Annotated in this window: 32 protein-coding genes, 1 tRNA gene and 3 pseudogenes; 18 read left to right on the plus strand and 18 right to left on the minus strand. The window is 42.5% G+C overall.

Annotation, left to right across the window (positions count from 1 at the left end):
- The first annotated feature begins 71 nt into the window (after window positions 1–71).
- Complete coding sequence (gene uvrA, locus ACJMKR_RS01465) at window positions 72–2,900, plus strand: excinuclease ABC subunit UvrA (RefSeq protein ID WP_423063474.1); 2,829 nt, start codon at window positions 72–74, stop codon at window positions 2,898–2,900.
- Window positions 2,901–3,125: 225 nt separating this feature from the next.
- On the opposite strand, the gene ACJMKR_RS01470 is transcribed toward uvrA, so the two are convergent.
- The gene (locus ACJMKR_RS01470) at window positions 3,126–3,557 is read right to left on the minus strand and encodes a hypothetical protein (RefSeq protein WP_423063475.1); all 432 of its coding nucleotides are present in this window, start codon (window positions 3,555–3,557) and stop codon (window positions 3,126–3,128) included.
- A gap of 113 nt (window positions 3,558–3,670) precedes the next feature.
- On the opposite strand from ACJMKR_RS01470, the gene hemE reads away from it, so the two are divergent.
- Window positions 3,671–4,723 (plus strand): uroporphyrinogen decarboxylase, encoded by a 1,053-nt coding sequence (gene hemE, locus ACJMKR_RS01475; protein ID WP_423064268.1) that lies wholly within the window; start codon window positions 3,671–3,673, stop codon window positions 4,721–4,723.
- Window positions 4,707–5,345, plus strand: coding sequence for a MarC family protein (locus tag ACJMKR_RS01480; protein ID WP_423063476.1), 639 nt, complete (start codon window positions 4,707–4,709; stop codon window positions 5,343–5,345). The genes hemE and ACJMKR_RS01480 overlap by 17 nt, the downstream gene beginning before the upstream one ends.
- A 346-nt stretch (window positions 5,346–5,691) precedes the next feature.
- Here ACJMKR_RS01480 and ACJMKR_RS01485 read toward each other — a convergent pair whose 3' ends face one another.
- The 5 genes and pseudogenes from ACJMKR_RS01485 to ACJMKR_RS01505 all read right to left on the minus strand — a co-directional run.
- Window positions 5,692–7,056: a hypothetical protein gene (locus ACJMKR_RS01485; protein ID WP_423063477.1), complete on the minus strand. Its 1,365-nt coding sequence runs from the start codon at window positions 7,054–7,056 to the stop codon at window positions 5,692–5,694.
- Between the two features lie 16 nt (window positions 7,057–7,072).
- Window positions 7,073–7,909 (minus strand): dimethylarginine dimethylaminohydrolase family protein, encoded by an 837-nt coding sequence (locus ACJMKR_RS01490; RefSeq protein WP_423063478.1) that lies wholly within the window; start codon window positions 7,907–7,909, stop codon window positions 7,073–7,075.
- An 18-nt stretch (window positions 7,910–7,927) separates the two neighbouring features.
- On the minus strand, window positions 7,928–8,395 hold the full coding sequence (locus ACJMKR_RS01495; RefSeq protein ID WP_423063479.1) for a hypothetical protein: 468 nt from the start codon (window positions 8,393–8,395) through the stop codon (window positions 7,928–7,930).
- A complete protein-coding gene (locus ACJMKR_RS01500) occupies window positions 8,376–8,840 on the minus strand; it encodes a Panacea domain-containing protein (RefSeq protein ID WP_423063480.1) in 465 nt (154 codons plus the stop codon). Before ACJMKR_RS01500 ends, ACJMKR_RS01495 begins: the two co-directional genes overlap by 20 nt.
- 112 nt (window positions 8,841–8,952) lie before the next feature.
- Window positions 8,953–9,207, minus strand: a pseudogene (locus ACJMKR_RS01505) (ISAs1-like element ISCbu1 family transposase); the annotation flags it as partial.
- 303 nt (window positions 9,208–9,510) lie between these two features.
- On the opposite strand from ACJMKR_RS01505, the gene ACJMKR_RS01510 reads away from it, so the two are divergent.
- The 3 genes from ACJMKR_RS01510 to ACJMKR_RS01520 all read left to right on the plus strand — a co-directional run bounded on the left by ACJMKR_RS01510 (window position 9,511) and on the right by ACJMKR_RS01520 (window position 12,155).
- The gene (locus tag ACJMKR_RS01510; RefSeq protein ID WP_423062405.1) at window positions 9,511–9,720 is read left to right on the plus strand and encodes a transposase; all 210 of its coding nucleotides are present in this window, start codon (window positions 9,511–9,513) and stop codon (window positions 9,718–9,720) included.
- A gap of 104 nt (window positions 9,721–9,824) precedes the next feature.
- Window positions 9,825–10,664, plus strand: a complete 840-nt coding sequence (locus ACJMKR_RS01515) for an IS3 family transposase (protein ID WP_423064269.1) — start codon at window positions 9,825–9,827, stop codon at window positions 10,662–10,664.
- A 258-nt stretch (window positions 10,665–10,922) separates the two neighbouring features.
- Entirely contained in the window at window positions 10,923–12,155 is a 1,233-nt protein-coding gene (locus ACJMKR_RS01520; protein ID WP_423062605.1) for an IS256 family transposase, read from the plus strand.
- A gap of 439 nt (window positions 12,156–12,594) precedes the next feature.
- Here ACJMKR_RS01520 and ACJMKR_RS01525 read toward each other — a convergent pair whose 3' ends face one another.
- The 5 genes and pseudogenes from ACJMKR_RS01525 to ACJMKR_RS01545 all read right to left on the minus strand — a co-directional run bounded on the left by ACJMKR_RS01525 (window position 12,595) and on the right by ACJMKR_RS01545 (window position 15,623).
- On the minus strand, window positions 12,595–13,488 hold the full coding sequence (locus tag ACJMKR_RS01525; protein WP_423063019.1) for an IS982 family transposase: 894 nt from the start codon (window positions 13,486–13,488) through the stop codon (window positions 12,595–12,597).
- Between the two features lie 107 nt (window positions 13,489–13,595).
- Window positions 13,596–14,600, minus strand: a pseudogene (locus tag ACJMKR_RS01530) (IS481 family transposase).
- Between the two features lie 180 nt (window positions 14,601–14,780).
- Window positions 14,781–14,888: pseudogene (locus ACJMKR_RS01535) on the minus strand (IS481 family transposase); the annotation flags it as partial.
- A gap of 67 nt (window positions 14,889–14,955) precedes the next feature.
- A complete protein-coding gene (locus ACJMKR_RS01540; protein ID WP_423063481.1) occupies window positions 14,956–15,219 on the minus strand; it encodes a hypothetical protein in 264 nt (87 codons plus the stop codon).
- 328 nt (window positions 15,220–15,547) lie between these two features.
- Window positions 15,548–15,623, minus strand: a tRNA-Glu gene (locus tag ACJMKR_RS01545).
- 35 nt (window positions 15,624–15,658) lie between these two features.
- On the opposite strand from ACJMKR_RS01545, the gene pcnB reads away from it, so the two are divergent.
- Genes pcnB through ACJMKR_RS01565 form a run of 4 tightly spaced genes read left to right on the plus strand, consistent with a single transcriptional unit; the run spans window position 15,659 to window position 18,239 of the window.
- A complete protein-coding gene (pcnB, locus tag ACJMKR_RS01550) occupies window positions 15,659–17,005 on the plus strand; it encodes a polynucleotide adenylyltransferase PcnB (RefSeq protein ID WP_423063482.1) in 1,347 nt (448 codons plus the stop codon).
- A complete protein-coding gene (gene folK, locus ACJMKR_RS01555) occupies window positions 16,998–17,480 on the plus strand; it encodes a 2-amino-4-hydroxy-6-hydroxymethyldihydropteridine diphosphokinase (RefSeq protein ID WP_423063483.1) in 483 nt (160 codons plus the stop codon). Before pcnB ends, folK begins: the two co-directional genes overlap by 8 nt.
- Before the next feature lie 16 nt (window positions 17,481–17,496).
- The gene (gene coaD / locus ACJMKR_RS01560; RefSeq protein WP_423063484.1) at window positions 17,497–17,982 is read left to right on the plus strand and encodes a pantetheine-phosphate adenylyltransferase; all 486 of its coding nucleotides are present in this window, start codon (window positions 17,497–17,499) and stop codon (window positions 17,980–17,982) included.
- A gap of 2 nt (window positions 17,983–17,984) precedes the next feature.
- Window positions 17,985–18,239, plus strand: coding sequence for a YfhL family 4Fe-4S dicluster ferredoxin (locus ACJMKR_RS01565; protein ID WP_423063485.1), 255 nt, complete (start codon window positions 17,985–17,987; stop codon window positions 18,237–18,239).
- 4 nt (window positions 18,240–18,243) lie between these two features.
- Here the strand turns inward: ACJMKR_RS01565 and rpmG are convergent, their stop codons facing one another.
- The 3 genes from rpmG to radC form a co-directional block, all read right to left on the minus strand.
- On the minus strand, window positions 18,244–18,456 hold the full coding sequence (gene rpmG, locus ACJMKR_RS01570) for a 50S ribosomal protein L33 (protein ID WP_423063486.1): 213 nt from the start codon (window positions 18,454–18,456) through the stop codon (window positions 18,244–18,246).
- Between the two features lie 10 nt (window positions 18,457–18,466).
- Window positions 18,467–18,706 carry a 50S ribosomal protein L28 gene (gene rpmB / locus ACJMKR_RS01575; protein ID WP_423063487.1) on the minus strand — a complete coding sequence of 80 codons (240 nt, stop codon included), beginning with the start codon at window positions 18,704–18,706 and terminating at the stop codon, window positions 18,467–18,469.
- 117 nt (window positions 18,707–18,823) lie between these two features.
- The gene (gene radC / locus ACJMKR_RS01580) at window positions 18,824–19,498 is read right to left on the minus strand and encodes a RadC family protein (RefSeq protein WP_423063488.1); all 675 of its coding nucleotides are present in this window, start codon (window positions 19,496–19,498) and stop codon (window positions 18,824–18,826) included.
- A gap of 131 nt (window positions 19,499–19,629) precedes the next feature.
- On the opposite strand from radC, the gene ACJMKR_RS01585 reads away from it, so the two are divergent.
- Window positions 19,630–20,430, plus strand: coding sequence for a hypothetical protein (locus ACJMKR_RS01585; RefSeq protein ID WP_423063489.1), 801 nt, complete (start codon window positions 19,630–19,632; stop codon window positions 20,428–20,430).
- A gap of 13 nt (window positions 20,431–20,443) precedes the next feature.
- Here the strand turns inward: ACJMKR_RS01585 and ACJMKR_RS01590 are convergent, their stop codons facing one another.
- Both ACJMKR_RS01590 and ACJMKR_RS01595 read right to left on the minus strand, forming a co-directional pair.
- Entirely contained in the window at window positions 20,444–20,662 is a 219-nt protein-coding gene (locus tag ACJMKR_RS01590) for a LysR substrate-binding domain-containing protein (protein ID WP_423063490.1), read from the minus strand.
- A 163-nt stretch (window positions 20,663–20,825) separates the two neighbouring features.
- On the minus strand, window positions 20,826–20,957 hold the full coding sequence (locus ACJMKR_RS01595; protein WP_423063491.1) for a hypothetical protein: 132 nt from the start codon (window positions 20,955–20,957) through the stop codon (window positions 20,826–20,828).
- Window positions 20,958–21,067: 110 nt separating this feature from the next.
- On the opposite strand from ACJMKR_RS01595, the gene ACJMKR_RS01600 reads away from it, so the two are divergent.
- On the plus strand, window positions 21,068–21,316 hold the full coding sequence (locus ACJMKR_RS01600; protein WP_423063492.1) for an IS1-like element transposase: 249 nt from the start codon (window positions 21,068–21,070) through the stop codon (window positions 21,314–21,316).
- The gene (locus tag ACJMKR_RS01605) at window positions 21,289–21,765 is read left to right on the plus strand and encodes an IS1 family transposase (protein WP_423062399.1); all 477 of its coding nucleotides are present in this window, start codon (window positions 21,289–21,291) and stop codon (window positions 21,763–21,765) included. Before ACJMKR_RS01600 ends, ACJMKR_RS01605 begins: the two co-directional genes overlap by 28 nt.
- Here ACJMKR_RS01605 and ACJMKR_RS01610 read toward each other — a convergent pair.
- Window positions 21,758–22,021, minus strand: coding sequence for a hypothetical protein (locus ACJMKR_RS01610; protein ID WP_423064270.1), 264 nt, complete (start codon window positions 22,019–22,021; stop codon window positions 21,758–21,760). The two genes, ACJMKR_RS01605 and ACJMKR_RS01610, sit on opposite strands and share 8 nt — an antisense overlap.
- Before the next feature lie 201 nt (window positions 22,022–22,222).
- Here ACJMKR_RS01610 and dut point away from each other — a divergent pair, with 201 nt between their 5' ends.
- From dut to ACJMKR_RS01630, 4 genes are all read left to right on the plus strand, one after another.
- A complete protein-coding gene (gene dut, locus ACJMKR_RS01615) occupies window positions 22,223–22,678 on the plus strand; it encodes a dUTP diphosphatase (protein ID WP_423063493.1) in 456 nt (151 codons plus the stop codon).
- A complete protein-coding gene (locus ACJMKR_RS01620) occupies window positions 22,620–24,044 on the plus strand; it encodes a phosphomannomutase/phosphoglucomutase (protein ID WP_423063494.1) in 1,425 nt (474 codons plus the stop codon). Before dut ends, ACJMKR_RS01620 begins: the two co-directional genes overlap by 59 nt.
- Before the next feature lie 86 nt (window positions 24,045–24,130).
- Window positions 24,131–24,388, plus strand: a complete 258-nt coding sequence (locus tag ACJMKR_RS01625) for an AbrB/MazE/SpoVT family DNA-binding domain-containing protein (RefSeq protein ID WP_423063495.1) — start codon at window positions 24,131–24,133, stop codon at window positions 24,386–24,388.
- Window positions 24,388–24,723, plus strand: a complete 336-nt coding sequence (locus ACJMKR_RS01630; RefSeq protein WP_423063496.1) for a type II toxin-antitoxin system PemK/MazF family toxin — start codon at window positions 24,388–24,390, stop codon at window positions 24,721–24,723. Before ACJMKR_RS01625 ends, ACJMKR_RS01630 begins: the two co-directional genes overlap by 1 nt.
- 36 nt (window positions 24,724–24,759) lie before the next feature.
- On the opposite strand, the gene pyrE is transcribed toward ACJMKR_RS01630, so the two are convergent.
- Window positions 24,760–25,389, minus strand: a complete 630-nt coding sequence (gene pyrE, locus ACJMKR_RS01635) for an orotate phosphoribosyltransferase (protein ID WP_423063497.1) — start codon at window positions 25,387–25,389, stop codon at window positions 24,760–24,762.
- A 41-nt stretch (window positions 25,390–25,430) separates the two neighbouring features.
- Between pyrE and ACJMKR_RS01640 the strand changes: the two genes are divergently transcribed.
- On the plus strand, window positions 25,431–26,480 hold the full coding sequence (locus ACJMKR_RS01640) for a glycosyltransferase family 9 protein (RefSeq protein WP_423063498.1): 1,050 nt from the start codon (window positions 25,431–25,433) through the stop codon (window positions 26,478–26,480).
- Window positions 26,481–26,569 lie beyond the last annotated feature (89 nt).

Here is a 26,569-nt window from a genome sequence, read left to right on the forward strand (position 1 = left end):
TGAGTTTATGGGTTGGTTGTCAGGCATCCTACAAATATGAGAGACTAGGCGATTAACCAGCGTCCCTGAGAATGAGCAAAATAAGCCTGCGTGGGGTTCGGACCCACAACCTTAAAAATATCGATCTCGATTTGCCGCGTGATCAATTGACTGTGATCACAGGCATTTCAGGTTCCGGTAAATCATCGTTAGCCTTCGATACATTGTATGCCGAGGGGCAGCGTCGCTACGTCGAGTCGTTGTCGGCATACGCGCGCCAATTCTTATCGATGATGGAAAAGCCGGAGGTCGATACGATTGAGGGTTTATCACCTGCTATCGCCATCGAACAAAAAGCGACATCACACAATCCGCGCTCGACGGTCGGCACCATCACCGAGATTTACGATTATCTGCGTTTGATGTATGCGCGCGTTGGCCAGCCGAGATGCCCATATCATCATCACGATTTACAGGCACAAAGTGTTAGCCAAATGGTAGATAACGTGTTGGCGTTACCCGAGGGGACTGCGGTTATGGTATTAGCCCCTGTCATTCGCGAACGTAAAGGTGAGCATGTTGAGTTGATTGATCAATTGCGCGGGCAAGGTTTTATTCGTGCGCGCATCGATGGAAAATTATATGAATTAGATGACGCCCCTAAATTAACATTGCGGAAAAAACACACGATTGAAGTGGTTGTCGATCGTGTGAAAGTGCGCCCCGATATTCAGCAACGGCTCGCAGAATCTTTTGAAACAGCGTTGCGATTAAGTCATGGCATCGCGAGCATTGCGCCTATGGAAAAAGACACATTTGCAGAGCGGTTATTTTCAGCAAAATATGCTTGCCCTGATTGCGGTTACAGTTTGGAAGAGTTGGAGCCACGACTATTTTCATTTAATAATCCAAAGGGCGCTTGTCCCATTTGTGATGGTTTAGGTGTGCAGCAATATTTTGATCCTGAAAAAGTTGTCCACGATGAAAAAATGAGTTTAGCTGAAGGTGCGATTCGTGGTTGGGATCGGCGCACGCTGTATTATTTTCAGATGCTCTCATCGCTGGCAAAACATTATGATTTTGACCTCGACAAGCCTTTTTCGCGATTATCGAAAAAAATTAGAGACATTATTTTATATGGCAGTGGCGATGAAAATATTGTGTTTCATTACGCCGGGCATAATGGTAAACGCGTGCGTCGCACGCATCCGTTTGAGGGAGTGATTCCCAACATGGAACGCCGTTATGAAGAAACGGAATCGAACGCGGTTCGCGAAGAATTAGTGAAATATTTAACGGTGAGTGCGTGTGAGGAATGTCAAGGCACGCGGCTGCGTGTTGAAGCGCGTAATGTGTTTATCGATGATAAGAATTTGCCTGAAATTACGGCGATGTCTATCGGACAAGCGCAAGCATTCTTTCAACAATTAAAATTAACAGGGAAGCGCGGCAAGATTGCGCATAAAATTTTAAAAGAAGTCAATGCTCGCTTGGGTTTTTTGGTGAACGTTGGTTTGAATTATTTAAACTTAGCGCGCAGTGCAGAAACGTTATCCGGGGGTGAGGCGCAACGTATTCGTTTGGCGAGCCAAATCGGTTCGGGATTGGTTGGCGTGATGTATATCTTGGACGAGCCTTCCATTGGGTTACATCAACGCGACAATAAACGTTTGCTCGACACGCTCACCCATTTGCGTGATTTGGGTAATACGGTCATTGTAGTTGAGCACGATGAAGAAGCGATTCGTGAAGCGAATCACGTTATTGATATTGGCCCCGGTGCTGGTGTGCATGGTGGAGAAATAGTGGCTGAAGGTACGCCCGAAGCGATTATGAAAAACCCAGCCTCACTGACGGGACAATACTTGTCAGGTAAAAAATCCATTCCAGTTCCCAAAAAACGCATACAAAATACGTGTCGTCAGTCCATATCGTTGAAAGGTGTGCGTTGCAATAATTTGAAAAATGTTGATGTTGATATTCCAATTGGTTTAATGACCTGTGTGACGGGTGTCTCGGGTTCTGGAAAATCCAGTCTGATTAATGACACGCTTTATCCTGTTGTGGCGCATCAGTTAAATGGTGCATCGCAACAACGAAGAGGCTCATTTAAATCTATTGATGGTCTAGAAAATTTTGATAAAGTCGTTGATATCGATCAAAGTCCCATCGGTCGCACGCCACGTTCAAACCCTGCAACTTACACAGGTATTTTCACACCCATTCGTGAGTTATTTTCAGAAACGCCGGAATCGCGTGCACGTGGTTATCGTCCTGGTAGATTTAGTTTCAACGTCAAAGGTGGTCGTTGTGAGGCGTGTGAAGGCGATGGCGTGATTAAAGTTGAAATGCATTTCTTGGCAGATATTTATGTGATTTGTGATGTGTGCCAAGGGAAGCGTTATAACCGCGAAACTTTGGAAGTTCATTATAAAGGCAAAACGATTCACGATGTGTTGCAAATGACTGTCGAAGAAGCGCGTTCGTTTTTTGATCCTGTTCCGGTGATTGCGCGTAAATTACAAACATTGATTGATGTGGGTTTGTCTTATATTACGCTAGGTCAAAGTGCGACAACTTTATCGGGTGGTGAAGCGCAGCGCGTCAAGTTATCACGTGAATTATCAAAACGTGATACCGGCCGCACACTTTATTTGTTGGACGAACCAACTACTGGATTGCATTTTCATGATATTTTGCAACTGTTAACTGTGTTACTGCGGTTGCGCGATAATGGCAATACCATTGTTGTTATCGAGCATAATTTAGATGTGATTAAAGTTGCCGATTGGATTATTGATTTAGGTCCAGAAGGTGGTGATGAAGGCGGCACCATCGTGGTAACTGGCACACCAGAGACAGTAGCCAAGCATCCCTCGTCTTATACTGGCCAGTTTTTGAAAGACGTTTTGAAGCGTTGATTTTCATTGTTCCGTTAGACGTCGTTCCACATCCAGGGACACATAGTTTCTGGATTTCAATTGCTTGGCTCACGAGGTTGGCGTTACTGTTTTTCGGGAATCGCCGTCCTTCGCTGCTAAGTACGTCCAGGGTACTTACGCCCGCAAAACAGTAACACCAATCTCTCTGCCGCAGTTGAAATGCTATTTGATAGTGATGACGCTCCGCATCCCGAGGGTACATGATTATGAGCAAACGATCTTGCAATTTCTCGGGTTGGCGCTGCGACACATTGGAATGCCGATTATGGGTCTTGAATGGGTTAAATGACAATTTTTAGGTAAAGCATGACGGCTGCCGATAACCCAAGCCATTTTTTCAGAATCACGCTTTTGACTATACTTACAAACGAAGTGATGGGACAAGATGACAACGCCTTTGAATTGTGCAAAACCTTTGAAAACATGCTTGCCACCGTAAAGACCTTCGACTGGGCTATTGAGTACGATCTCTGTTCCTTGAAACTTAGCACCGCAACTTTCCTCACCTACAGATATTTTGCAATCCTTGAAAAGTTTATTGGCTTGCTTGGCTGTGGGACAAACGATGGTCTTTGCATAGGCGATGTTTACACAAGTAACCGATGTCAGGGCAAGAGCAATGAGTATTTTTTTCATAGGAATATGCCTTTGATTTGTTTGAATATTCTTCATGCGGTCTGCAAAAATTGTAGCATATATTAACCAATGCTAGAAGTGGGTTGCCGAGCATGTAAAATCTAGTAGAATCCATACTCATGATGAAAAACGATCAACTCCTTCGCGCGCTATTGCGTCAACCTGTCGATCACACGCCAGTGTGGTTAATGCGTCAGGCCGGACGATATTTACCTGAATATCGCCAACTCAGATCGAAAGTTCCTGACTTTATGACTTTCTGCAAAACACCAGAGCTGGCTTGTGAAGCAACGTTGCAGCCCTTGGCACGATTTAATTTAGACGCAGCCATAATTTTTAGTGATATTTTAACGGTTCCAGCAGCGATGGGAGTTGATCTAGAGATTGCGCCGAATCTTGGACCCATCGTTCATCAGCCTATTCGTTCTCTGCGCGATGTTGAAAAACTGACAACGCCAGACGTCGAAGAGTCGCTTTCGTATGTGATGGAAGCGATTAAATTAGTTCGTCAGGAGCTTAATGGCAAAGTGCCGTTAATTGGATTTGCTGGAAGCCCTTGGACTTTGGCCTGTTATTTGGTTGAAGGGCGTGGCAGCAAAACATTTAATGCCCCAAGAAGCATGTTATATCGTGAACCAGCAGTGATGCACTCACTTTTAACCAAGCTCACTGCACAAACGATTGATTATTTAAATGCACAAATCAGAGCAGGTGCAGAGGCGATCATGCTGTTTGATACATGGGGTGGTTTGTTAACTTCAAGCACCTATCAAGAATTTTCATTGCACTACATGACTCAAATTGCGAATGGATTACAGCGAGAATTTAAAGGCAATAAAATTCCGCTCGTTTTCTTTACTAAAAGTGGTGGCCAATGGTTGGAAGCAATTGCAAAGAGTGGGTGTGATGCGGTGAGTTTAGATTGGACGGTCGATATTGCAGACGCGCGCAAACGCGTGGGTGATCGGGTTGCCATACAAGGTAATTTGGATCCCGCGGTTTTGTTTGCCAATCCCAAAGAAATTCGCGCGGCAGTGAAAGAAATTATGGAAGCTTACGGCCAGCATCCGGGTCATGTTTTTAATTTGGGTCATGGTATCGATAAAGCAACACCACCCGATAACGTAGCGGTGATGGTTGAAGCTGTGCATGAATTTAGTTTATAGTGAAGGAAATTGGAGTAATAGAATGTCACTTTACGTAGCTGTTATTACTTTATTTTTAGTCATGGATCCATTGGGTAATATCCCTGTCTTTTTTTCTATCTTAAAAAAATATGATCCAAAAAGACAAACGCGCATTATTCTTCGGGAATCCGCCATCGCGTTTTTAATTTTAGTTCTGTTTGTTTTCTTTGGTCATTACATTTTGCTTGGGTTGCATATCACAACCCCTGCTTTAAATATTGCGGGTGGAATTATTTTATTTATCATTGCAATTCGTATGATATTTCCAGGTGCTGCCCAGGCTTTTGGCAAAGAAGAGCATGTTGAAGAACCATTAATTGTGCCGCTTGCAGTGCCGTTGACCGCAGGTCCTTCGGCGATTGCCATCGTGATGGTGTTTGTAACGCGCAATCCTGAACATGTATGGTTGGTTTTTTCAGCCGTGGTAATCGCTTCGATTATATTTGTCGCAATTATGTTGTGTTCACGTTATCTGATGAAGGTGTTGGGTCAGCGTGGGTTAACAGCGGTCGAGCGATTGATGGGGTTGATTTTAACGACGATTGCTGTGCAGATGTTTTTGACCGGGGTCATCCATTATATCAATAACCCAGTCTCCTAGAGTTATTTACCTTGTAGCAACGAACATTCATCTTTGGCCAATCTGAGGCGAAAATTAAGGAGTATCCCTTGCTTGCCCTGAGGTCGGCGATCGTTTCCGTGCTCAAACAAGCTTCCGCGTCGCTTCGCTTGCTTCAGCCAACTGCGCGCGAAAACGACCACCTCCCCGGGCGCAAGGGATACAACTGTTTGTAAAAAAATGACATCCCTTGCTTGCCCTGAGGTCGGCGATCGTTTCCGTGCTCAAAACCATTACCGGGGATAGAAAAAAATGAGGTCATTTCGAGCGAGAGCGAAAAATCTCAAGCGTGTAGCACTCTGTTACGGTAGGTCGCTTATAAAATTCCTTAAGCCTCACCAAATGCGCTTAGCGTTAGTGGATATAAACTTGTTAGTGGGATTTCAGCAGCGCTCTGATTTTCAATGGGAGCTGATAGCCACATTGAGCCATCGCCAATGTGGTGGCCGGATTTCACCGCGATTTTATGGAAATGATGGTTGAAAGGTCCAATGCTATTGCTGTGTTGATCTTTGATAACCGCATCATCGCTCAATCCCCGTGTAAGGGCCGTTTCGATGAATAGCGAAGTTGGAGTATTTTGGACGACCTTAAAAACAGGTTCGTCATTCACATGTAAGCTGGTTAATACGTTTTTCGCATGATCGAGTTGCTCTTGGGTTTTCGCTTCAACTTGCCAATCGCGGCTCATCATGGGTAATACCCGATAATTGTTCAGCCCAAGTTTTTTCATCAAAGTCTCATGATTATATAAACGATAATAATTCATGCCGCCTTGATCTTCTTTTTGTAAAAAGGGTTCTTGAGATAATCCAGAGGCAATAATAACCAGCGTCTCTGGGTCGTTGGCGTATTCAAGTAAATGCCCGACGATTTTGTCGTAAATTTCAAAACCATAAGTCACGGGATCGTGGGTCAATTTACAATCGGGGGAGACTATCATGGGATTAAATAATTCAGTTTGAAAATTACGCCAATAGTGATGTTGATAATGTGCCACTGAATTAAGAAACAGCGTGTAATATTGGTAACGCTGCGTTTGTAATAAATGCTTAAATATTTCGAATAAGAATAGATCGAAAATCCCGGGTAGTTTCCACCTCGTCTTGGCATCAATTTTCTGCGAAATGAGTTGCGTAGCAATTGTGGTATACAGATTCAGTGGTAAATTAAATTGGCGGCAAATGCGAAAACCTGCCATGAGGTCATTGATTCTGATGCCGGATGTCGCGTGTGCTTGCACTTTTTTGCTGATTAAATCCCATAAAGGTTGAATGTTGCTTGGATAAGTAATGCCGTCTTTAGACCAGGGATCAGGAAAGAAAAAGCCACCATTGGCATTGCCGCGTACGGCATTCATGCTGCCAACAATACAAGACTCAATATTGTGATTGCTTAGTGTTTCCCAAATTTGTGGGTGTTTTAAGTGAATGGCATCACTTAGGCGAAAAATACCGTGCTCTGAAAATGATTTGCCGGTGTGGGCGGTGGTCCATTGAATCCAGGGTTCTAAATGCTCGTATTGCTGTTCGCTTGTTGTTTTGTAATAGGACCACTGTTCATTTATTTTTTTAAAATGGTGGAGTTTCCCGTGCTGAATTAAACGATCGACGATGTTTTTCGAGATCTCATTCAATTCGAGTTGAATGACACGTTTATATGTTTTAGGCAGTTTGATATCTAAAGTTTCCATTTATTTTGCTGCTCACTTATTTGTGGGCTAATTTTAACGTTAAACACTGATTGCCGCCACCGGCTTTTCGAAACTCCGTAACTGGTTGAATCTGAACCTGATAGCCTAGCGCCTCCAACTGTGCTTGGAGCTTGCTCGTGATAGCGTTCACGAAGAGAACACCTTTTTTTCCAGGGATTTTGTTTGTTCTAGCGAGTACCAGATTGCAGGCAAAGTGAGCAGCATCCTCCTCGCCGATAGCAATGCGGTTTTGTTTTGGCACTGTGGCCTCGATCAATTGGTTGGATTCTTTGCTAAAGGCGGGGGGGTAGTAGATCAAAAAATTATCCAATAAAGGGCACAGGCATGTATCGAGATGATAAAATTTTTCATCGATCAATTCGAGAGGAATAAGGGGAATGGATATTTGTTTTTTAAGAGCGTCCAACGCTTTTGGTTCAGTGCGGATTCCATAACCTGACCACAACAGTTTTTTGTTACTGTGAAATAGTGCATCGCCATGGCCTTCAAAGTAAATGTCATCAGGAAGGCTAGAAACGCTGTAACCCTGTTCTTCAAACCAGCGTTTAAAAACAGACTCTTCAGGTCTGCGTTCAGGAGGTCGAAAGTGCGATAAGATAACCTGTTTATTTAAAATCAACCCCGCATTTGCAGTGAAAACCAAATCTGGCATGTTGGGTTCGGGCTTGATGAGTTCAACGGTGGCAACTTGTTGTAAGTTTTTATAAAAATTTTGCCACTGTTCTTTTGCGAGGGCGTGATCAATTTTGTGCACTTGTCCTTTCATCCAAGGATTTATCACATAGTCGACATCAAAGTACTTAGGTTCACACATGAGAAAAGTTTCAGGCATGTGAATTTTCCTCGTTTGTTATGTATGCTTTTTAAACGATGGGCAAACAGTGTGCTCTGGTTCCCACCAAATAATTTTAAAAACATAGCCTTCCAAAATTCCCCATATTCGCTCCTTTCCACTAAGGCGTAATCGATATAGTTCATCCACATCGTCTAGTTTAAGCTCTCTAATACATTTTTGTGCTTCTGGTGTGAGGGAAGCAATTGGAACCGAGTGATTTCTTCTTTTGTTATTAAAAATTTCTTGCCAAGTCATTGACTCATAGCTCGTTAATTTCTTTAAAACGGCTCGGCACAAAGATTGGCCTTTAAAATTTTTCCAACCCCACTTTTTATGAATAAAATCTAAAATAGAAAACTGCCAAACAGGAAAATTTTCTAAGGTGCTTTCAATTGCTTCTCTTTTTTGAGAGGCGATAGTTAGTTGTTTACGTGAGAAAGGAGTTTTTTGTTGGAAAATTTTTTTAGGCCTTTTCTTGCTCATTGAGTTCCTCGATAGATGAGATGGAGCTATAGTATTCAGCCATGCTAGCGTGAGTAATTTGTTTACGACCTCTTTTATAGGAGGAAAGACCTTTGCGTGCTTCTTGCCAAGGAATTTCAAGGTGAGTTAGATCGCTTAACCATTGAGAGTTTTTATCGCCATAATAATCGAGTATGTGATTAATGGTATCTTTTTGGTTATAACTTAAGTTACTAGAATCTCCAATTTTTAAGTGGCTTATTTTGAAAAGCCCACGATGTACTCGATATAATTCTGGCACAATAGGTCCATTAATCCATGCTTGAATGGGTTCTTTAAAGAGTGGTTCATCATCCCAGACGAGTGCCCATGCCTGACTATAATACACCAGTTTTTGTAGTTTCATTGCTGGCAGAGAGCCTAGTTTTTCAATTATATAGCTTGCAACATCAAAACAGGTAGCCATATGCAGTCTCTTAACGGTTTTGGAAGTCCATGATAAAAATACCTCATTTGAGGCGAAATTTCATTACCGGGGTATGGTTCTTTCAGCGTTAACAGGGCGCCTTCATCAAAGTTTAAAAACCGACCACTTTTCTTAAATACCTTGTGGAAAGAGCAGCCTGCATACGTTTCCTGGCAATCCCATGCGTGGAACTGGTCTCTTTTTCTAAGAGCTTTAACACCATTTTTCTCATCGTTGCCAGGTTTTGGTCGGCATAGCCTCGTGTGATTTGGCAAGCATCTTCACCCAACCCAACATCGAGCTTCCAGTGTAGATTATTTTCAACCGACCAATGTTCACGCGTCGCTTGGCAGGCTCGGTAATACTCCTTATCGGCAACACCCCGAACAGCTCGAAGCATTTGCTGATGCTATTTATAAACGCAAGCTTATGGAGCAGGGCAAAGTGCCAGAAGATTTTACGGCACTTACTACGCGCAAAAACTGCGGTACTGTTCCTGTTCATCCAGCTATTGTTAATGGCGGCAATGTTCTTGGTTGTCCTTGGCGCTGGAATAAGGCGAACAACTTACCAGTACCGAAATGTAGAGGTTAATTTGTTCTTATAATCTTCCCCTAAATTACCGGACACTAATTTGTTAAAATCTATGAAGTAACAAAGAGGTGATCTCATGACAAAGAAGACTCGAAAATACACACCGGAATTTAAAGAAGAAGCAATCCATCTAGCACTCAGTTCTCCTTCCGTGTTAAGCGCTGCAAAAGACTTAGGCATGCCCGAAGCGACCCTCCACACCTGGGTGGATAAAGCCAGGAAGAGTGGTGAAGTGATTCATCCCAGCGCAAAGCAACCGGTCAACATAGGGGAACTCATTGAATAAAATCAACAGCTTAAGAAGCGACTGGCACGACTGGAACAGGAGAAAGCCATTCTAAAAAAGGCGGCCACGTACTTCGCGAAAGAACTCGAGTAAAGTACAGCTTTATTCAAAAGCACGCCCAACTATTTGGAATTAACTTGCTATGTGATGTACTGGGTGTCAGTCGTAGTGGTTATTATGACTGGCTATCGCGACCTATGAGCCCACGTGAGCAAGCAAACCAACAATTAGATGAAAAAATTAAGGTAATTTATATGAGAAACAAACAACGTTACGGTTCACCACGTATAACTCGTGCATTGCAAGCGGAATCGATTTCCTGCAGTCACACGCGTATTGAGCGGCGTATGCGCTCCATGGGCTTAAAAGCACTTGCCAAGCGTAGATTTAAAATAACCACAGACTCGGGTCACAACAAGCCTATTTTTGAGAATATTGTAAAGAGAGATTTCACGACAACGGCGATCAATCAAAAATGGGTGAGTGATCTGACGTACATTCCAACCCGTGAAGGTTGGTTGTATTTAGCGGTGGTTATCGATGTGCATTCACGTTCGGTTATTGGCTCGTCAATGAATAAAAGCATGAAACAAGATTTAGTGTGTGATGCGTTATTGATGGCGTTATTCAAACGAAAATATCCAAAGCAAGTGATTATACACTCTGATCGGGGCAGTCAATATTGTTCGAAAAAATATAGGGAAATCATCAAGCAAAACAAGCTGATTGGTTCAATGAGCAGAAAGGCTAATTGTTGGGATAATGCCATTGCAGAAAGTTTTTTCCATACCCTAAAAACGGAACTTGTGCATGTGAATGATTACACAACACGCGCTGAAGCAAGGCAAAGTCTTTTTCAGTATATTGAAGGCTATTACAATCACAGAAGAATGCATTCAGCTATTGACTACAAGACCCCTGTTGCGCTTGAATGTGCTGCGTAAAATCGAAAAAAAATGTGTCCGGTAAAGTGAGGGAAGATCACTGGACACTCCAGCATTGTTTTAGTACGCACCACCACATGATGGCCTTAGCCCTAATGCGCCTTTATGATACTCATGGAGATTCATTAAATATCAATAAATTCTTAAAATTGCTTAAAGATGAAAAGCCTCAATTGATTACGAAGAGGGTCTGTAAATAAGATTGTGTAAATGCGATAGTCAGGGAAAGGTCGTTAAAATTATACGGAGTCTTTGACTATGGCAATGAAAACCAATAAATTAGATCCACAGGTTGTGGAATATTTTCTCAAACATACCAAGACCGCATCTGATATTTTCGGTGATACTGGTTTGTTAAAGGAGTTAAAAAAGGCACTGACGGAGCGTATTCTGGAAGGGGAGCTGACGGACGCGCTGGGTTATGCAAAACACGAAGTGTCTGGCAACAATAGTGGTAATTCCCGCAATGGGCACAGCCAAAAAACGATCAAAACAACAGATGGCGAGATGACCATTGAGGTTCCTCGTGATCGTAACAATGAGTTTGTACCGCAATTGATTCCAAAACATCAAACCCGCTTTGATGATTTGGATGACAAAATTATGAGTCTTTATGCACGGGGTATGACTACCCGTGATATTCAAGATCAGTTGAAAGATTTGTATGGCACAACTATTTGTTCGAGTCTCATTTCTACAGTAACCAACGAAGTGATTGAAGAAGTGAAGGCTTGGCAAAGTCGTCCGTTGGACAAGGTGTATCCGATTGTGTATTTGGACGCTTTAGTGATTAAAGTGCAGCAAGATAAAAAGGTTATCAATAAGGCATTGTATTTGGCTTTAGGAATTAATATCGATGGGCAAAAAGAATTGCTAGGTATTTGGATTAGCCAAAATGAGGGCGCTAAATTCTGGTTGAATGTATTAACGGAGTTAAAAAATCGAGGCCTAGAAGATATCCTGATTTGTTGCGTTGACGGGCTAACGGGCTTTCCTGATGCGATTGGCGCTGTGTATCCTAACACTCAAGTACAGCTTTGCATTGTACACATGGTGCGGAATTCATTGCGCTATGTGGGTTGGAAAAAGAAAAAAGAAGTGGCCGCTGACTTAAAAGCTATTTATTCGGCCAGTACGGTTGAAGAAGCAGAATTGGCGCTGACGAGTTTCTCTGAGAAATGGGATGCTGAATTTCCCTCGATTGCCAAAAGTTGGTTGACTCATTGGGAGCGCATTGTGCCATTTTTTGCTTATCCGGCAGAAATTCGGAGGGTGATTTATACCACTAACGCTATTGAATCACTGAACATGAGTATCCGAAAAGTTATTAAAAATAAACGAGTTTTTCCGTCGGACGATGCCGCTTTAAAACAACTCTATTTAGGGTTAAAAAATATAGCCAAAAAATGGACCATGCCGATTCGAGACTGGGGTGCCGCCATGAATCGTTTTGCCCTTATGTTTGAAGATCGCCTGGCGGATTTTGTATAAAACTTAAAATTCATAAGAGAGGAAATTAATTTGAACGCAATGTAGTTTTTGATAAAATTAAAAAATCAGTTAACACAATGGCTGATTCATAATTCTGACTGACGCGCTTTACACAAACTAATAAACAGTCCCTACGAAGATTGACTGCGATATGAATAGATTAAAAGCGCCTGAAATAGCAGCGATCCTCCCAAATCTTAAGGAAATTCGTAACAGAAAATATGCTCACATAGGTAGCAAAAACGCTACAATCCCCTATTTTTTTACCAATAAGGTGTAGAACTCTCGACTTGATCTGACAGTTGAGATTTATCGGACATATTTTCTGTCCGATAGATCGGATTCTAATTACTCCTCTACCAGTTGCGTGTCGTGATTACTGTGCGCCTTATTCAATTCATCTGGCGACACGCTTGGAATAGTTTTACATAGTTTAACCTCAGTTCTGGATAACTGCGTATAAATTATTCTTTATATTGTTGGTTTTTATTCCTGGTTTGTTTGGTCGCCAAGAATAGGCAATTAGCGCTGCAAGGGTATTGACTAAAAAATTAATCGGACTACGATGACGCGAATGCTCAACATGATACAAGTTTTTCAACTGATCGATAATCGTTTCTACGATGCCACGTTGTTTTAGGAAAAACTTTTCAAATGCAGAAAGCATTTTGTTCTTCATATTTTTACGGACTTTTGTCACAAATTTTAAATCGTGTTTTGCCAAATCGTCCGCAAGATCTTTTCCAAGATACCCTTTATCGCCAGCGCCCAACCCCTTTAAATTAGCCATTAATTTTCTAACAACAGCGCGATCATCCACGTTCCCTTTCGTTAAACAAAAACGGATTAATTCCCCTTGATGATTAATCACAATATGTAGTTTAAAGCCGTAAACCCAGCCCATTGTGCTTTTACTGCGTTTAGCAATGCCTTTGAAAACCTTGTTTCGATAAATTCGTTTATTGTGGCATACGCGTAGTGTAGTTGAGTCAATATAATACAATCCCGTGTGTTTGCCCTTTCTCGAAAGCAAATAGGCGGCGAGCATCATTAGCGCTGCTGATTGGCAGGCGACAAAACGTGTGTAACTCAGCGCCGTAGGAAAATACTTCTTCATGTCTTGTAAAACACATCCACAATAAAAATCCTTAAATGTGCGATAGTGACTCATTTGAAACAACACAATGATGGTGCCAATTTCAGACAAGCTCATTTGCATCGCTCGATCTCGTTTTCTGTCTGGGTTCGGTAGGAAATACTTTGATTGACCTTTCAAATAATCCTTGCAAAAATCATCCATATCACAAAAAATCTCCGTGACCGGTGCCAACATGATTAACTCCTGTTACATTATTTAGCTGTAATTTTGGAGCTAAATTTTAGCGGTTCCGGTCTTTTTTTCAATTATTTCATTCACTTATTCCTTTTCTTATACAGAACTCAGGTTAGTTTATCTAATTCTTTTTCTTGTGCCAAATGCTTTGCATCAAGAAAAGTTTGCATGGGTGTTTTTCCATAACAACGCTCGCCGGAATGGGGCCTGACCTCATTATATGTTTTGATCCACGCATCAACGTCTTGTTGTAATTCTTCTAGGGAACGATATATTTTTTTTCGAAAAGCAACATCATAAAATTCTTGTTTAATCGTTTTATGAAAACGTTCACAAATACCATTGGTCTGCGGAGAACGTGCGCGTGTTTTCGAATGGTCAATGTCTTCAACTGCTAAATAAAGTTGATAGGCGTGGTTCTCAATTTTTCCACAATATTCCGTCCCGCGATCCGTGAGCATACGCAGCAATCGGATACCTTGCTCATTAAACCATGGCAATACACGTTCATTTAATAAATGAGCTGCCGTCATCGCTGTTTTCTCCGTGTATAACTTCGCAAAAGCGATTCTGCTATAGGTATCGACAAAAGTCTGCTCATAAATACGGCCAACGCCCTTCATCGTGCCAACATAATACGTATCCTGAGAACCTAAATAACCTGGGTGTTCTGTTTCAATCTCGCCGTGCGCTTCTTTTTCTCGTTTTGATTTTTCTAATGCTTGTCATTGTTCTTCCGTTAATAACATACCGTCTTGCGCCGATTTCGCTTCAAGCGCTTTTAGTCGCTTCTTAAAAGTCTCTAGATCATTACGTAGCCACACCGAACGAACTCCGCTGCTCGATACGATAATGCCTCGCGCCAGTAATTCATTGGCCGCACGTGCCTGACCTAACGCTGGGTTTTCAATAGCCAAAGCAATTACCGCTTCTTCTACATGTAGCGGCACTCTATTTTTTTCATTCGGTTTCTTCTTACTCATATCATGGAGTGCTTCTTCGCCACCATTTTCATAAAGTGTTTTGAAACGGTAAAAACTGTCGCGTGAATAACCCACGATGCGCGCCATGGAGAGCGAAGCGAAGGCGCGTATTCCGCGGTAGGCTCGGATTTTTTGCCGAGCGTAAGCGACTGCAAAAAATCTTTACGAGCCGTCAAGTCATTTGAGAGCCCGTGCGTAGTCGAGCCGTGAGGTCGCGGAGCGCGGGCGACGAGGACGTCCGCGGCTATTTAAGTTGTCGCGTATTGCGAGTCGATTATTGACAGGGATGGCAATAATCTATCACGAGCATCGCGACACGCTTGTAACCTTACAGGCTTGTGAAACATTTCCCAATTGTTTAGACAGCTCTAGTAAACCTAATTTGGGTTTGATAATCTTTTCGGATACACTGGTCATAATGACACTCCTCGTGTTGGTTGTTTAAGGTTGGTCAATTAAATTTTACTCTAACTGACCAGGAGTGTCAGATCAAGTCTGAAGGTTTACATTTAATGTTTGGTTCAAATGGCTCAAATTCCACCTCATCGCCTTTTTTTGGAGCAATGTTGCTGCTTTGATATACTAAATATTCGTTTTCTTTAAAGTCTCCTAGGTGAGCATAATATCTATCTCCATTTTCATCCGAGATAATAACCCCATTTAATTTTTTTCCTTCGCTTGTATTTTTAAAACGAGATTCCTCTATTATGCCCTTTAATAAGGTCGATTTTGGTTTATTAGTCTTCATGGAGCTTCCCCTTTTCTGGTTTAATAAGTTAAGTATAGATTAGAGAGAAGGGTGTAAATTATCAGATAGGGCTGGGTGCTTTAGTTCAGGGTGGTTGGGGCACTTTTCCGCAGCCTAGATGGCTGGCTTATACCGAAGAGCTAAAAAAAAGCCCCACATCCCCTATACCTTTCGGTGATAACCTACGTGGCACGTAAGCCTTCGGAGAGTGCAGAGCTACTAAGATTATAGCCTCTAAAGCCGGTGTCCTCAATGGGAATAATTTTCTCGGATTTTACCGAAAATTTACCGAAATCTAAGTCCGATAGCCTAAAGCTGCTGATTTAACTGGCGCTCCCTACGGGGTTCGAACCCGTGTTGCCGCCGTGAGAGGGCGATGTCCTAGGCCACTAGACGAAGGGAGCGTGAATGCAATAGTATACAGCATGTGCAAATATCCATGCGAATGGAACGGAAGTCAACAGGTGAAAAATTGATTAAACGGTCATGGCGACGCGTCAAAGAAGTATTTAATAAAAAACAAGACGGTTTAGATACTCCACTCATTATTAGTAAACGCCGTCACAACATCTCGAGTGATGATATCAGTCCCAATGCCTTGAAGGTTTTGCATCGGCTGCAATCCCTCGGTCACGACGCCTATTTAGTGGGTGGCAGTGTGCGTGATTTACTCCTGAGCCGTCGGCCAAAAGATTTTGATGTGGTGACGAATGCTCGCCCTGAGGTTGTCCGTCAGATTTTTCGGAATAGTCGCCTCATCGGTCGTCGATTTCGTTTGGTGCATGTTTATTTTCGAAATGAAATTGTTGAAGTCTCCACTTTTCGGGCCAATGTCGAGGAGTCGCTGAAAGATCAACATCTGAGTGCCACCAAAGGTAAACGCCCAGGCATGTTGTTGCAAGATAATACCTACGGCACGATTGAAGAAGATGCTTGGCGGCGCGATTTCACCATCAATGCGCTTTTTTACAACGTTGCCGATGGCACTGTCGTGGATTACACAGATGGCATGAAAGATTTACATCGCCGTGTTATTCGCATCATTGGAGATCCGACACAACGTTTTCATGAAGATCCGGTTCGTTTGTTACGAGTTATTCGAATGGCGGCAAAACTGAATTTTTCCATCGATGATTATACTGAGGCAGCGTTATTGCGATTGCATAACTTATTGCGTCATGTGCCGCCCTCACGTTTGTTCGTTGAAGTGCAAAAATTGTTTTTTGAAGGGAATGCCTACCCCACTTATCAACTGTTAGCTAAAACGAATTACATGGATGCATTGTTTCCTGACACTATGAGCTATTTTGAAAAATCAAAGAAAGGAAATGTTGAGCATTTAATTGAGTTGGCGATGCGCGCCACCGACAAACGATTTGCCAACCAAAAGTCATTGAACCCTGGTTTTTTATTGGGTGTTTTGTTGTGGCCAGTTGTTCAGGGGCTATTGGATGAGCATCTTAAAAAACACGGGCGATTATTTCAGGCTCTTTATTATGGAATTAATAGAGCGTTAGACCAGGAGAGTGAGGCGTTATTAATTCCGCGTAAATTAACAGGCATGATGCGTTCTATTTGGACGCTGCAATACCATTTAGAACGTCGACGCAGCAAAAGAATTTACCGTATTTTTCAACAGCGTTATTTCCGTGCGGCATTTGACTTTTTGGCGTTACGTGCACAAGCGGGGGAACCATTACAGGAGTTGGTGAATTGGTGGCAAGCTTTTCAAGAAGGTAATAAGAAAGAAAAAGAAAGTCTGATCGAGAGTTTAAGACATGGTTAATGCTTACATTGGCATCGGCTCCAATTTAAGCGAGCCTCTTCAACAGGTCAGAGCAGCAATTGCGTCATTAAAAAAAATCCCAGATTCTCATGTGAGCCGTGTGTCTAGTTTTTATCGCAGCAAACCATTGGGCCAGCCAGATCAGCCTGATTTTATCAATGCGGTTGCTTCTGTGAACACGGCGTTAGATCCTCATGAATTGTTAGATTACCTTCAAGCGATTGAACAGCAACAAGGGCGGCTACGTGATGGCGTTCGCTGGGGCCCTCGAACGATTGATCTCGATATGCTGCTTTTTGGAGATATAGCCCTTAGGACAGACGATTTACAGATCCCGCACCCGGGGTTGGTAGAGCGTGAGTTTGTGCTCTATCCGTTGGCAGAGATAGCGCCAGATCTAGTTCTGCCAGATGGCACTACCGTTCGCACGTTACGCGCGAGGTGCTCGTCTCGAGGGATAATGGTAGAATTGTAATACAAGGTTGAAAACGATGACTCGAATTGCAGTATACCCAGGCACTTTTGATCCTATAACCAATGGGCATGTGGATATCATTAAGCGTGCTACCAGACTTTTTGATAAGGTCATTGTGGCCGTTGCGCCAACGAGCCGCAAGCAACCGTTTTTTAGTTTAGATGAGCGAATGAAGTTGGTTGCTGAAGTTCTGGCGCAGTTTGATAATGTGAGTGTGTTGAAGTTACAAGGGTTGCTAGTCGATTTTGCAAAACATCACGATGCGCAAGTGATTTTGCGCGGGTTGCGAGCCGTTTCCGATTTCGATTATGAGTTTCAGTTGGCGCATATGAATCATCGTATGGCGAGCGACATTGAAACCGTATTCCTGCCGGGATCCGAAGGCAGTAGTTATATTTCAGGGACTTTGGTGCGAGAAATTATCAATTTGGGTGGTGACGTGTCTGTATTTGTGCCGTCGATAGTTGCAAAGCATCTAGAAGATAAACTCAAAAAGAAATAGTCATGGCGTTAAAAATTACTGACGAGTGCATCAATTGTGATGTTTGTGAGCCCGAATGTCCCAACGATGCGATTTATCAAGGTGAAGACATCTATGAAATCGATACTGACCGTTGCACGGAGTGCGTCGGTCATTTCGATGAGCCACAGTGTCGCCAGGTTTGCCCTGTTGATTGCATACCGTTGGCTTTTTACGAGTCAAAAGATGACTTGATGAAAAAGTACGAGCTTTTGCAAACAGAAAAATTGAAAAAATAAAGTTTTATTTAGGAATTTTCTTTTCTTTAAATTCGATGTGCATGCCGCGTTTTTTGGTTTCTGGATTCCAAGCGCGCGGATCGAATTTACGAATCGTTATTTTATCAGTCGTGTTGCGTTTGTTTTTGTAGGTTGTGTAGAAAGTACCCGTTGGGTTACCTTCTTCCGTTTTGCCGGTTGATAAAAGCATTATTTTTTCGCGTGGACTGACAGCCATGATCTAACCCTTATTTACCTGTTTTTTCGCGAGTGCGAATTTTTTCAAGGACAGTTTCGATGCCGAGCTTATCGATAATGCGCATTCCTTTTGACGATACCGTCAGCGTGACGAAGCGCTTTTCGCTTTGGAGCCAAAAACGGCGTTTCTGCAGGTTAGGCAGAAAGCGACGTCTGGTTTTGTTTTTAGCATGGGAAACGTTGTTGCCTGATTGAGGCCGTTTTCCCGTTACTTGGCATACTTGAGACATTATGTTCTTCCCCGGTTTGAGCCGTAAGGTCCGATTTTATACCAGAATGAGATGCATTAGGCAATAAGGAATTGAAATCTTTAAGCCTCCAGTTAGCGTCATTTTACCTCTCATCACTTACAGCCACCCTAATGAGGCTAATGAAAGCGCTTCACCATCACCTATGATAAAGTGATCTAACAGCCGCACCTCAATGAGATCCAGGGCTTTTATGAGTGCTTTTGTAACCTCGCGGTCTCCTTGGCTGGGTTTTGTGAGACCAGAGGGATGATTGTGGGCGACAATGAGGGCTCCTGCGTTGTAGACGAGGGCTCGTTTAACGACTTCACGTGGATGGACCATGGCTCGATGGATGGATCCATAGAAGATCTTTTCGAAACGAATCACTCGATGCTGACTATCTAGAAACAGCGCAGCAAAGACCTCCCGATCGCAATCTTGAAGGCGGCCCTTTAGAAAATCTGCCACATGCTGGGGGTGGGTGATGCCGGACTTTTGCTTCAGGGGCTCTTCCAGAATTCGCCGGTGCAACTCCATCGCTGCTTGCAACTGGCAATACTTTGCAGAACCCAGGCCTCGGTGCTGGCTGAGTTGCTCATAACTCGAGGTGAAGATGGCCCGTAAATTTCCATGGCAATTAATGAGTTGACGTGCCATCTCTATCGCGCTACGCCCTCGAGTGCCCTTACTTAATAGAATGGCAAGCAGTTCTGCATCCGACAAAGATTCGGCGCCGAATGTGATCAGCTTTTCACGAGGGCGTTCTTGTATGGGCCATTGGGTGATAGTCATTAAGATAATGTATTTTTTATCACGAAAGAGATCAATACAGTGTTGTGTTATGATACTGTGAAGTTGACAAAGGTATTGAGGCTTTTTAGAATTGTCCGAATTTTAGCGGTATAGCCTGCTGGCAGAGTTTTATGGCGAATAAGAAAATCGAATATCGACTTAGGGATGTATTTCGTGAGGCAAGCAGTATGGCCCATGCCATTCGTTGGCAATACCTACTATTCTTAGGCATTTTATTTCTCTTAATTTATTTTGTTTCGCAACTAACCGCGTCAGTATTGGGCAAACCCTCTACGCCAAGACAAGCCTACTTACTTTCTTGGGTGTTGATGCCAGTTGTTATTCAATTGTTGGCGGCGTTGTATATTTCAGCGGTTAGTTACACGGCTGCCTTTAAAAAATTTATGATGGGTAAAGCCCATTCACAGAATTATTTTGATTATTTTACAAAGCTTTTTGCTGTGTCGGTCATTGTTTTCTATATTACGCATTGTTTGGATGTAATTATTTTTTATCCGGGAATTGCAAAGCAGTTGTTGGGTTATCGTAATCATGTTTATGAAGTTTTGATCTTGTTAAGTTTTGTACTTTATTTGTTATTGAATACTTTTTTAATGTTTTCCTTTTTACACGTATTGTTTGGCGAACATGGTGTTAGAAGTTCTTTAACGGCGTCATATCGGCAAATAAAACCCCATTATTATAAAATATTTGTACTTATGTTGGCATTTTTATTTGGGATTTCTGTCCCTTATGCGTTAGTTCGTTTGGGCTTTAAATACTTGAATATGTCAAATTTACAGACATCCGAGATAGTTCATGGGATTGGTTTTTGTGCCATTGGTATCGGTTTGCTGGTGTGGTTGTCACCGATATTAGTGTCAGCCTTCTTAATCAGTTACAAAAAGCTTGGAATGAATGCCAGCGGATAGAAGTAATTTCTATTTAAGCAAAATGCTGTTTACAATAATCGTGTGCAAACTTTTTGAATTCTATGCCAAGCGGTGAGAGTAATCGTTTGTGATGATGAATAAGATGAACGCGAGACTGGATCGGAAATCCTTCAACGTCTAAAATGGCATAATATTTTTTATTCAGTTCAGGGGCGAGTGCATTGTCTGAAACCATAGCAAGCCCGAGCCCTGCTTCTACTGCGTATTTCATAGAATCAATGTTATCAACATAAATAAGCTTGGTAGTGCCTCATTTTTGTTGATGTGATATATTTTGCTATTTCAGAAAATCATTAGGATAAGGATTGCATGAATGGCAAGAATCAATGTTGCTTGCTCCTGCTGCTGTTTACATGAGGTTGTAAAATTTGGCGTCAGCAGTACAGGAAAGCAAAGGTTTCAATCGATGCGCGCCATGGAGAGCGAAGCGAAGGCGCGTATTCCGCGGTAGGCTCGGATTTTTTGCCGAGCGTAAGCGACTGCAAAAAATCTTTACGAGCCGTCAAGTCATTTGAGAGCCCGTGCGTAGTCGAGCCGTGAGGTCGCGGAGCGCGGGCGACGAGGACGTCCGCGGCTATTTAAGTTGTCGCGTATTGCGAGTCGATTATTGACAGGGATGGCAATAATCTATCACGAGCATCGCGACACGCTTGGTAAAAATAATGCTTGTGAGAAAAATACATTTCTTCTAGATTACACACATAATGCTCGTGCCCCTGGTGTTAAAGATAAAATAGTTGATATGGCAATGAATGGTAGTGGCGTCAGAGATACTGCAGGCGTTTTACGTATTAGCATTAACACTGTTATTGGTGAATTAAAAAAAAGGGTGAAGGTTTGGAGAGCGTCAATACACGACTTTTAAAGGAAAAAGAATCACTTGGTGCGTCTGTTACTGTTAATGTTGTACAAGTTGAAGAAGCGGAGCTGGATGAAATGTGGAGTTTTGTTCGAAATAAACAGAATCAACGTTGGCTTTGGCATGCGATTGATCACCATACACATGAGGTGTTAGCTTATCATTTTGGTCCAAGAAAAGATTCAGCATTTAAAGCACTGAAAGAAAAACTGAGCTCATTTGATATCAACTTTTACTATACAGATGATTGGGGTGCTTATGAAAGACACCTGCCTCAATCAAAACATTTGGTGGGAAAGCAAAATACCCAAGCGATTGAACGAAAGCATCTCACGTTGCGCACACGAATAAAGCGATTAGCGAGAAAGACGATTTGCTTTTCTAAACTGGATAAATTGCACGACATTGTCATCGGATTATTTATCAATAGGCACGAGTTTGGGAGGGTTATTTAGATGCCATCAACAAAAATGAGGCACCACCAATAAGCTTAGATTCTTTGTTGATCACTTTATCCTCTAGTATTTTTTGAGAGTTCGATCGGTGCTTGCCGATGATAAAGATTTCTTTGCTGATTTTTGATAAAGGTATTTCCTTTTTATTGATAAAGGGATGGTTAATCGGTGCAATTAAATACAAATTATAAATAAATAACACCTCGGAATATAGCGATGATTTTTTGGGCGGACATTCTGTCAGTGAAAAATCAATGGCGTCATTTTCTAAGAGATTTAGCTGCTTTTGTGTAACTTGACTCTTTAATTACCGTTGCAAAAACTTCTAATTGTTTTAAGGTAATATGAATAGTCATGGTGGGCTCTTCCCTAAGTGAAGCTCATTTTCAGTATAGCATACCCCTTGAGGCTTACTTCGATACGGGTTACATTGCCTTTTTGATGGAGGACAGTTGAGATGCATCCAGTAAAGTTAAAAATATTAGATTCACGAATAGGAAAAGAATTTCCATTACCGAATTATGCAACCGATGGGTCAGCCGGTATGGATTTAAGAGCTTGTTTAGATGAGCCTTTGGCACTGCAACCGGGTGAAACAAAATTAATCAACACAGGCATGGCAATGCATTTAGCGGATCCCACTATGGCTGCTACGATATTGCCGCGCTCAGGCCTTGGCCATAAACATGGTATTGTGCTTGGCAATTTAGTGGGTCTCATCGATTCTGACTATCAAGGACCCTTGATGGTGTCTTGTTGGAACCGCAGTAGCGAAGTTTATACGATTCAACCGGGGGAGCGCATTGCCCAGCTAGTTATCGTCCCGGTGTTGCGCGCAAACTTTGAAATCGTTAATGAGTTTAACCAATCCGAGCGAGGTGAAGGTGGATTCGGCAGTTCTGGGCGACACTGAGTCGTCTCTTTTTCGAACGTATGACATCCGTGGGCCTGCGGGTGAGGGTGGTTTAACGCCAAAGCTCGCTTATGCTATTGGCCGGGCTGTTGGCAGTGAAGCGCGTGAGCTTGACCAAACAGAAATTATTGTGGGTCGCGATGGTCGGCTGTCTGGGCCCGAGCTGACGGACGCCTTAATCGATGGATTGCATGATACAGGTTTGGATGTTGTTTTCATCGGTATGGTACCAACGCCACTGCTTTATTTTGCCACCAATCGCTTAACGAGTCGCTCGGGTGTGATGGTTACTGCGAGCCATAATCCCGCTGCTCATAATGGTTTTAAGATCGTGTTAAATGGTAAAACCTTAACGACCGATGGCATTGAAGCAATTAAGCAGCGCATTTACGAACAACGCTTTCAACAGGGCAAGGGTGGATTAAAAGAAGTCGATATCATTGATGATTATATGGATTATGTCACGACGCATATTAAATTAGCGCGTCCTTTAAAAGTGGTTGTTGATTGTGGTAATGGTGTTGCTGGAAATATTGTGCCTGAGCTTTACCGTCGGATGGGTTGTGAGGTGATCGAATTATACTGCGAAGTCGATGGCCGTTTTCCCAATCATCATCCTGATCCCACCATTCCTGAAAATTTAGTCGACATTATTAAAAAAGTGACATCGACAAAGGCTGATATTGGCCTTGCATTTGATGGTGATGCCGATCGTTTAGGCGTTATTACAAATAAAGGTGAAATCATCTGGCCAGATCGCCAAATGATGTTATTTTCAGTCGATTTGTTATCGCGTTTGCCGGGCTCAGATATTATTTTTGATGTGAAGTGTTCGCGCAACTTACCCAAGATCATTCGTGAACATGGCGGCAATCCCGTTATGTGGCGCACAGGACATTCGGTTATAAAGGCAAAGCTATTCGAAATGGATGCACCATTGGCTGGTGAAATGAGCGGGCACATCTTTTTTAGAGATGAGTGGTTTGGTTTTGACGATGGTATTTATGTGGGGGCGCGATTGCTGCGTATTTTATCGAATGATTCTCGCACCATTAGCGAAATTTTTACTGCTCTGCCCAATAGTGTTAACACGCCGGAATTAAAATTACCAATGGCAGAAGAAAGCAAAAAAGCTTTTATGCAGCGCTTGTCAAAAGAGGGTGATTTTGGTGATGCGCAAATCAATACGATCGATGGCATGCGAGTGGAATTTAAAGACGGTTGGGGTTTGATTCGACCGTCAAACACATCGCCTTATTTAATTTTACGTTTTGAGTCTGACACCGAAGCGGGTTTAGAACGAATTAAAAATCTATTTCGTGAGCAGTTGTTAAAATTGGATGGTTCGTTGGAGTTGCCTTTTTAGGTGGTATTATTCACCCGAACCCATTAAGTTTTACATTTGTAAAACCCAGGCTCGTGTTATATAATTGTATAATATGAGGTGATACTATGACTCGTCTTATAATACGAAAATCTGGGGGCGCAAATATTGTAAGCATCCCTAAAGCGGTCCTTAAGGCGCTGGGCTTACATGCTGATTCTGCATTGGACCTTTCATTAGAAAGCAACAGGATTGTGTTGACGCCTGTTAGTGAGAAAATGACCCTAGATGATCTTCTTGCGGGAAGTCCTAAAAAGTGGCTAGCGATCAACAAAGAGGATCGTGAGTGGCTTGATGAGAAGCCGACCGGAAAGGAAGAATTTTAGTGGCAGCTTATGTCCCTGATAAGGGTGATATCATCTGGCTAAACTTTGATCCTAGTCGCGGCAAAGAAATGATGAAGCGCAGGCCCGCATTTGTTGTTTCTCGAAAATCGTTTAATAAGCATCTCGGAATAGCAGTTGTTGCGCCGATTACGAGTACGATACGAGGCATTAAGCTTGAAGTTGTTTTACCGGATAGTTTAATGACATCTGGTTCAGTTTTGGTGTATCAATTAAAATCACTCGATATTTTACAAAGGCAAGCTAAATTCATTGAAAAAGCACCGAAGCAAATTACTGATGAAGTAACCGCGTTAGTTGAAATTATTGTTAGATAGCGAGACTGCATGTCCGCACAAAAAAGCAATTAAAACTCACTGCCCCCATTTAACGGGATCTTTATTCCAAGCAAGCACTTGTGACTTTTCTTTATCGGAGATGTAGCCTTCTTTGGCGGCGACATCAATTAAAGTAGAAAAATCGGATAAAGTTTTTAAATGGATGTCAGCATCAGCAAAAGCATCATGGGCTTTTTTTAATTGATAGGTAAATATAGCAACGCAATCGTTGACGAGTGCACCGGCTTCCCGTAAAGCAATGCCGGCTTTTACCGAACTTCCACCGGTGCTGATTAAATCCTCAATCACCAGCGCTGTTTGTCCGGCTTCAATCTTGCCTTCAATTTGATTTTGTTTGCCGTGTGCTTTGCCTTTGTCGCGTACATAAACCATAGGCTTATTCAAACGGTCTGCAATCCAAGCGGCATGGGGGATGCCGGCGGTGGCAGTTCCTGCAACCACGTCAAAAGAAAGATGGTTGTCCTCGATGAGTTTTAAAAAGGCATCGATGACGATTTTTCGTTTCTCAGGATAGGATATAATCAAGCGGTTATCGCAATAAATGGGTGAGAGTATACCCGATGTATAGCGATAAGGCTGGCTTGGGTTTAGGGTAACCGCCTTGATCTCGAGCAGTAATTTTGCTATCTCTGTGCCTTGATTCATGGGATTCAAGCATAACTGATCTTGCCGGGTGATAAAAGGCTATGTTTTCTGATTTGAAAAATATTAAACACATTGCCGTGTTGCGTTTGTCAGCGCTGGGCGATGTCGTCTTAATGGTGCCTGTGGTGCGTGCGATTCAGCGCCGTTATCCCGATGCGAAAATCAGTTGGATTATCGATCGCAGCGCTTATTCGATAGTGGACGGCTTGAAGGGTGTGGATTTTATTGTGATCGATAAACCGAATTCAATAAGCGATTATTGGCGGCTCAAACAGCAATTGAAAAAATATCGCTTTGATGTGTTGTTAGCAGCGCAAGCTAGTTTGCGTGCCAATTTAATTTATCCGTTGATTAAGGCGCCGATTAAAATTGGTTTCGACAAAGTCCGTTCGCGTGATGGACACAGTTTTTTTATTAATCGTCGTATTGATTTTCAAGAAGAGCATTTATTAGATGGTTTTATGCGTTTTGCAAGAGCGCTAGGTGTGGATGATTTGTCGTTGCAATGGGATTTGCCTATTGAGTCGGCGGATTGGGATTGGGCGAAACAACAATTATCGTTAAAAAAAGGTCCTTGGATAGCAATAAACCCGGCCGCGAGTAAAAAAGAACGCCTTTGGTTAGTTGATCGTTATGCAGCAGTGATTGATGAGGCTTCAAAACGCTGGGGCGTGAATGTTGTATTAACGGGTGGTCTGAGCAAGGAAGAAAAAAGATTAACACAACAAATTGTTGAAAAAAGCAAAACGGATTGTCTGAATCTCGTCGGAAAAAGTTCAATGAAACAATTAGCCGCCTTGTTGGGTTCTGTGAATGCGCTTGTTTCTCCTGATACAGGTCCCGTACACATCGCAACGGCTTTGGGGACTCCTGTTGTTGGTTTATATGCTGTTGCACCGCCAAAATTGTCAGGCCCTTATTTGTCGCCTGAGCTTGTGATAAATAAATATCCTGCTGCGGTTAAGCAAATTTTACAGCAAGACCCAAATAAAATAACATGGGCAACGCGTGTGCATGATCCAAAAGCGATGGCGTTGATCACTGTTGACGAGGTTATTGAAAAATTATCACTTGTTTTAGAGCGCCTTTAGAAATCTATAGCTAATTAAATAGCCTTCAATTGCGATACGTAAGCAATTGAAATCGATTTTAGAAGCGCTCTTTAGACAACAATCAGGAA

This window comes from Candidiatus Paracoxiella cheracis (assembly GCF_049348705.1).
In the GTDB taxonomy this organism is placed as follows: domain Bacteria; phylum Pseudomonadota; class Gammaproteobacteria; order Coxiellales; family Coxiellaceae; genus Paracoxiella; species Paracoxiella cheracis.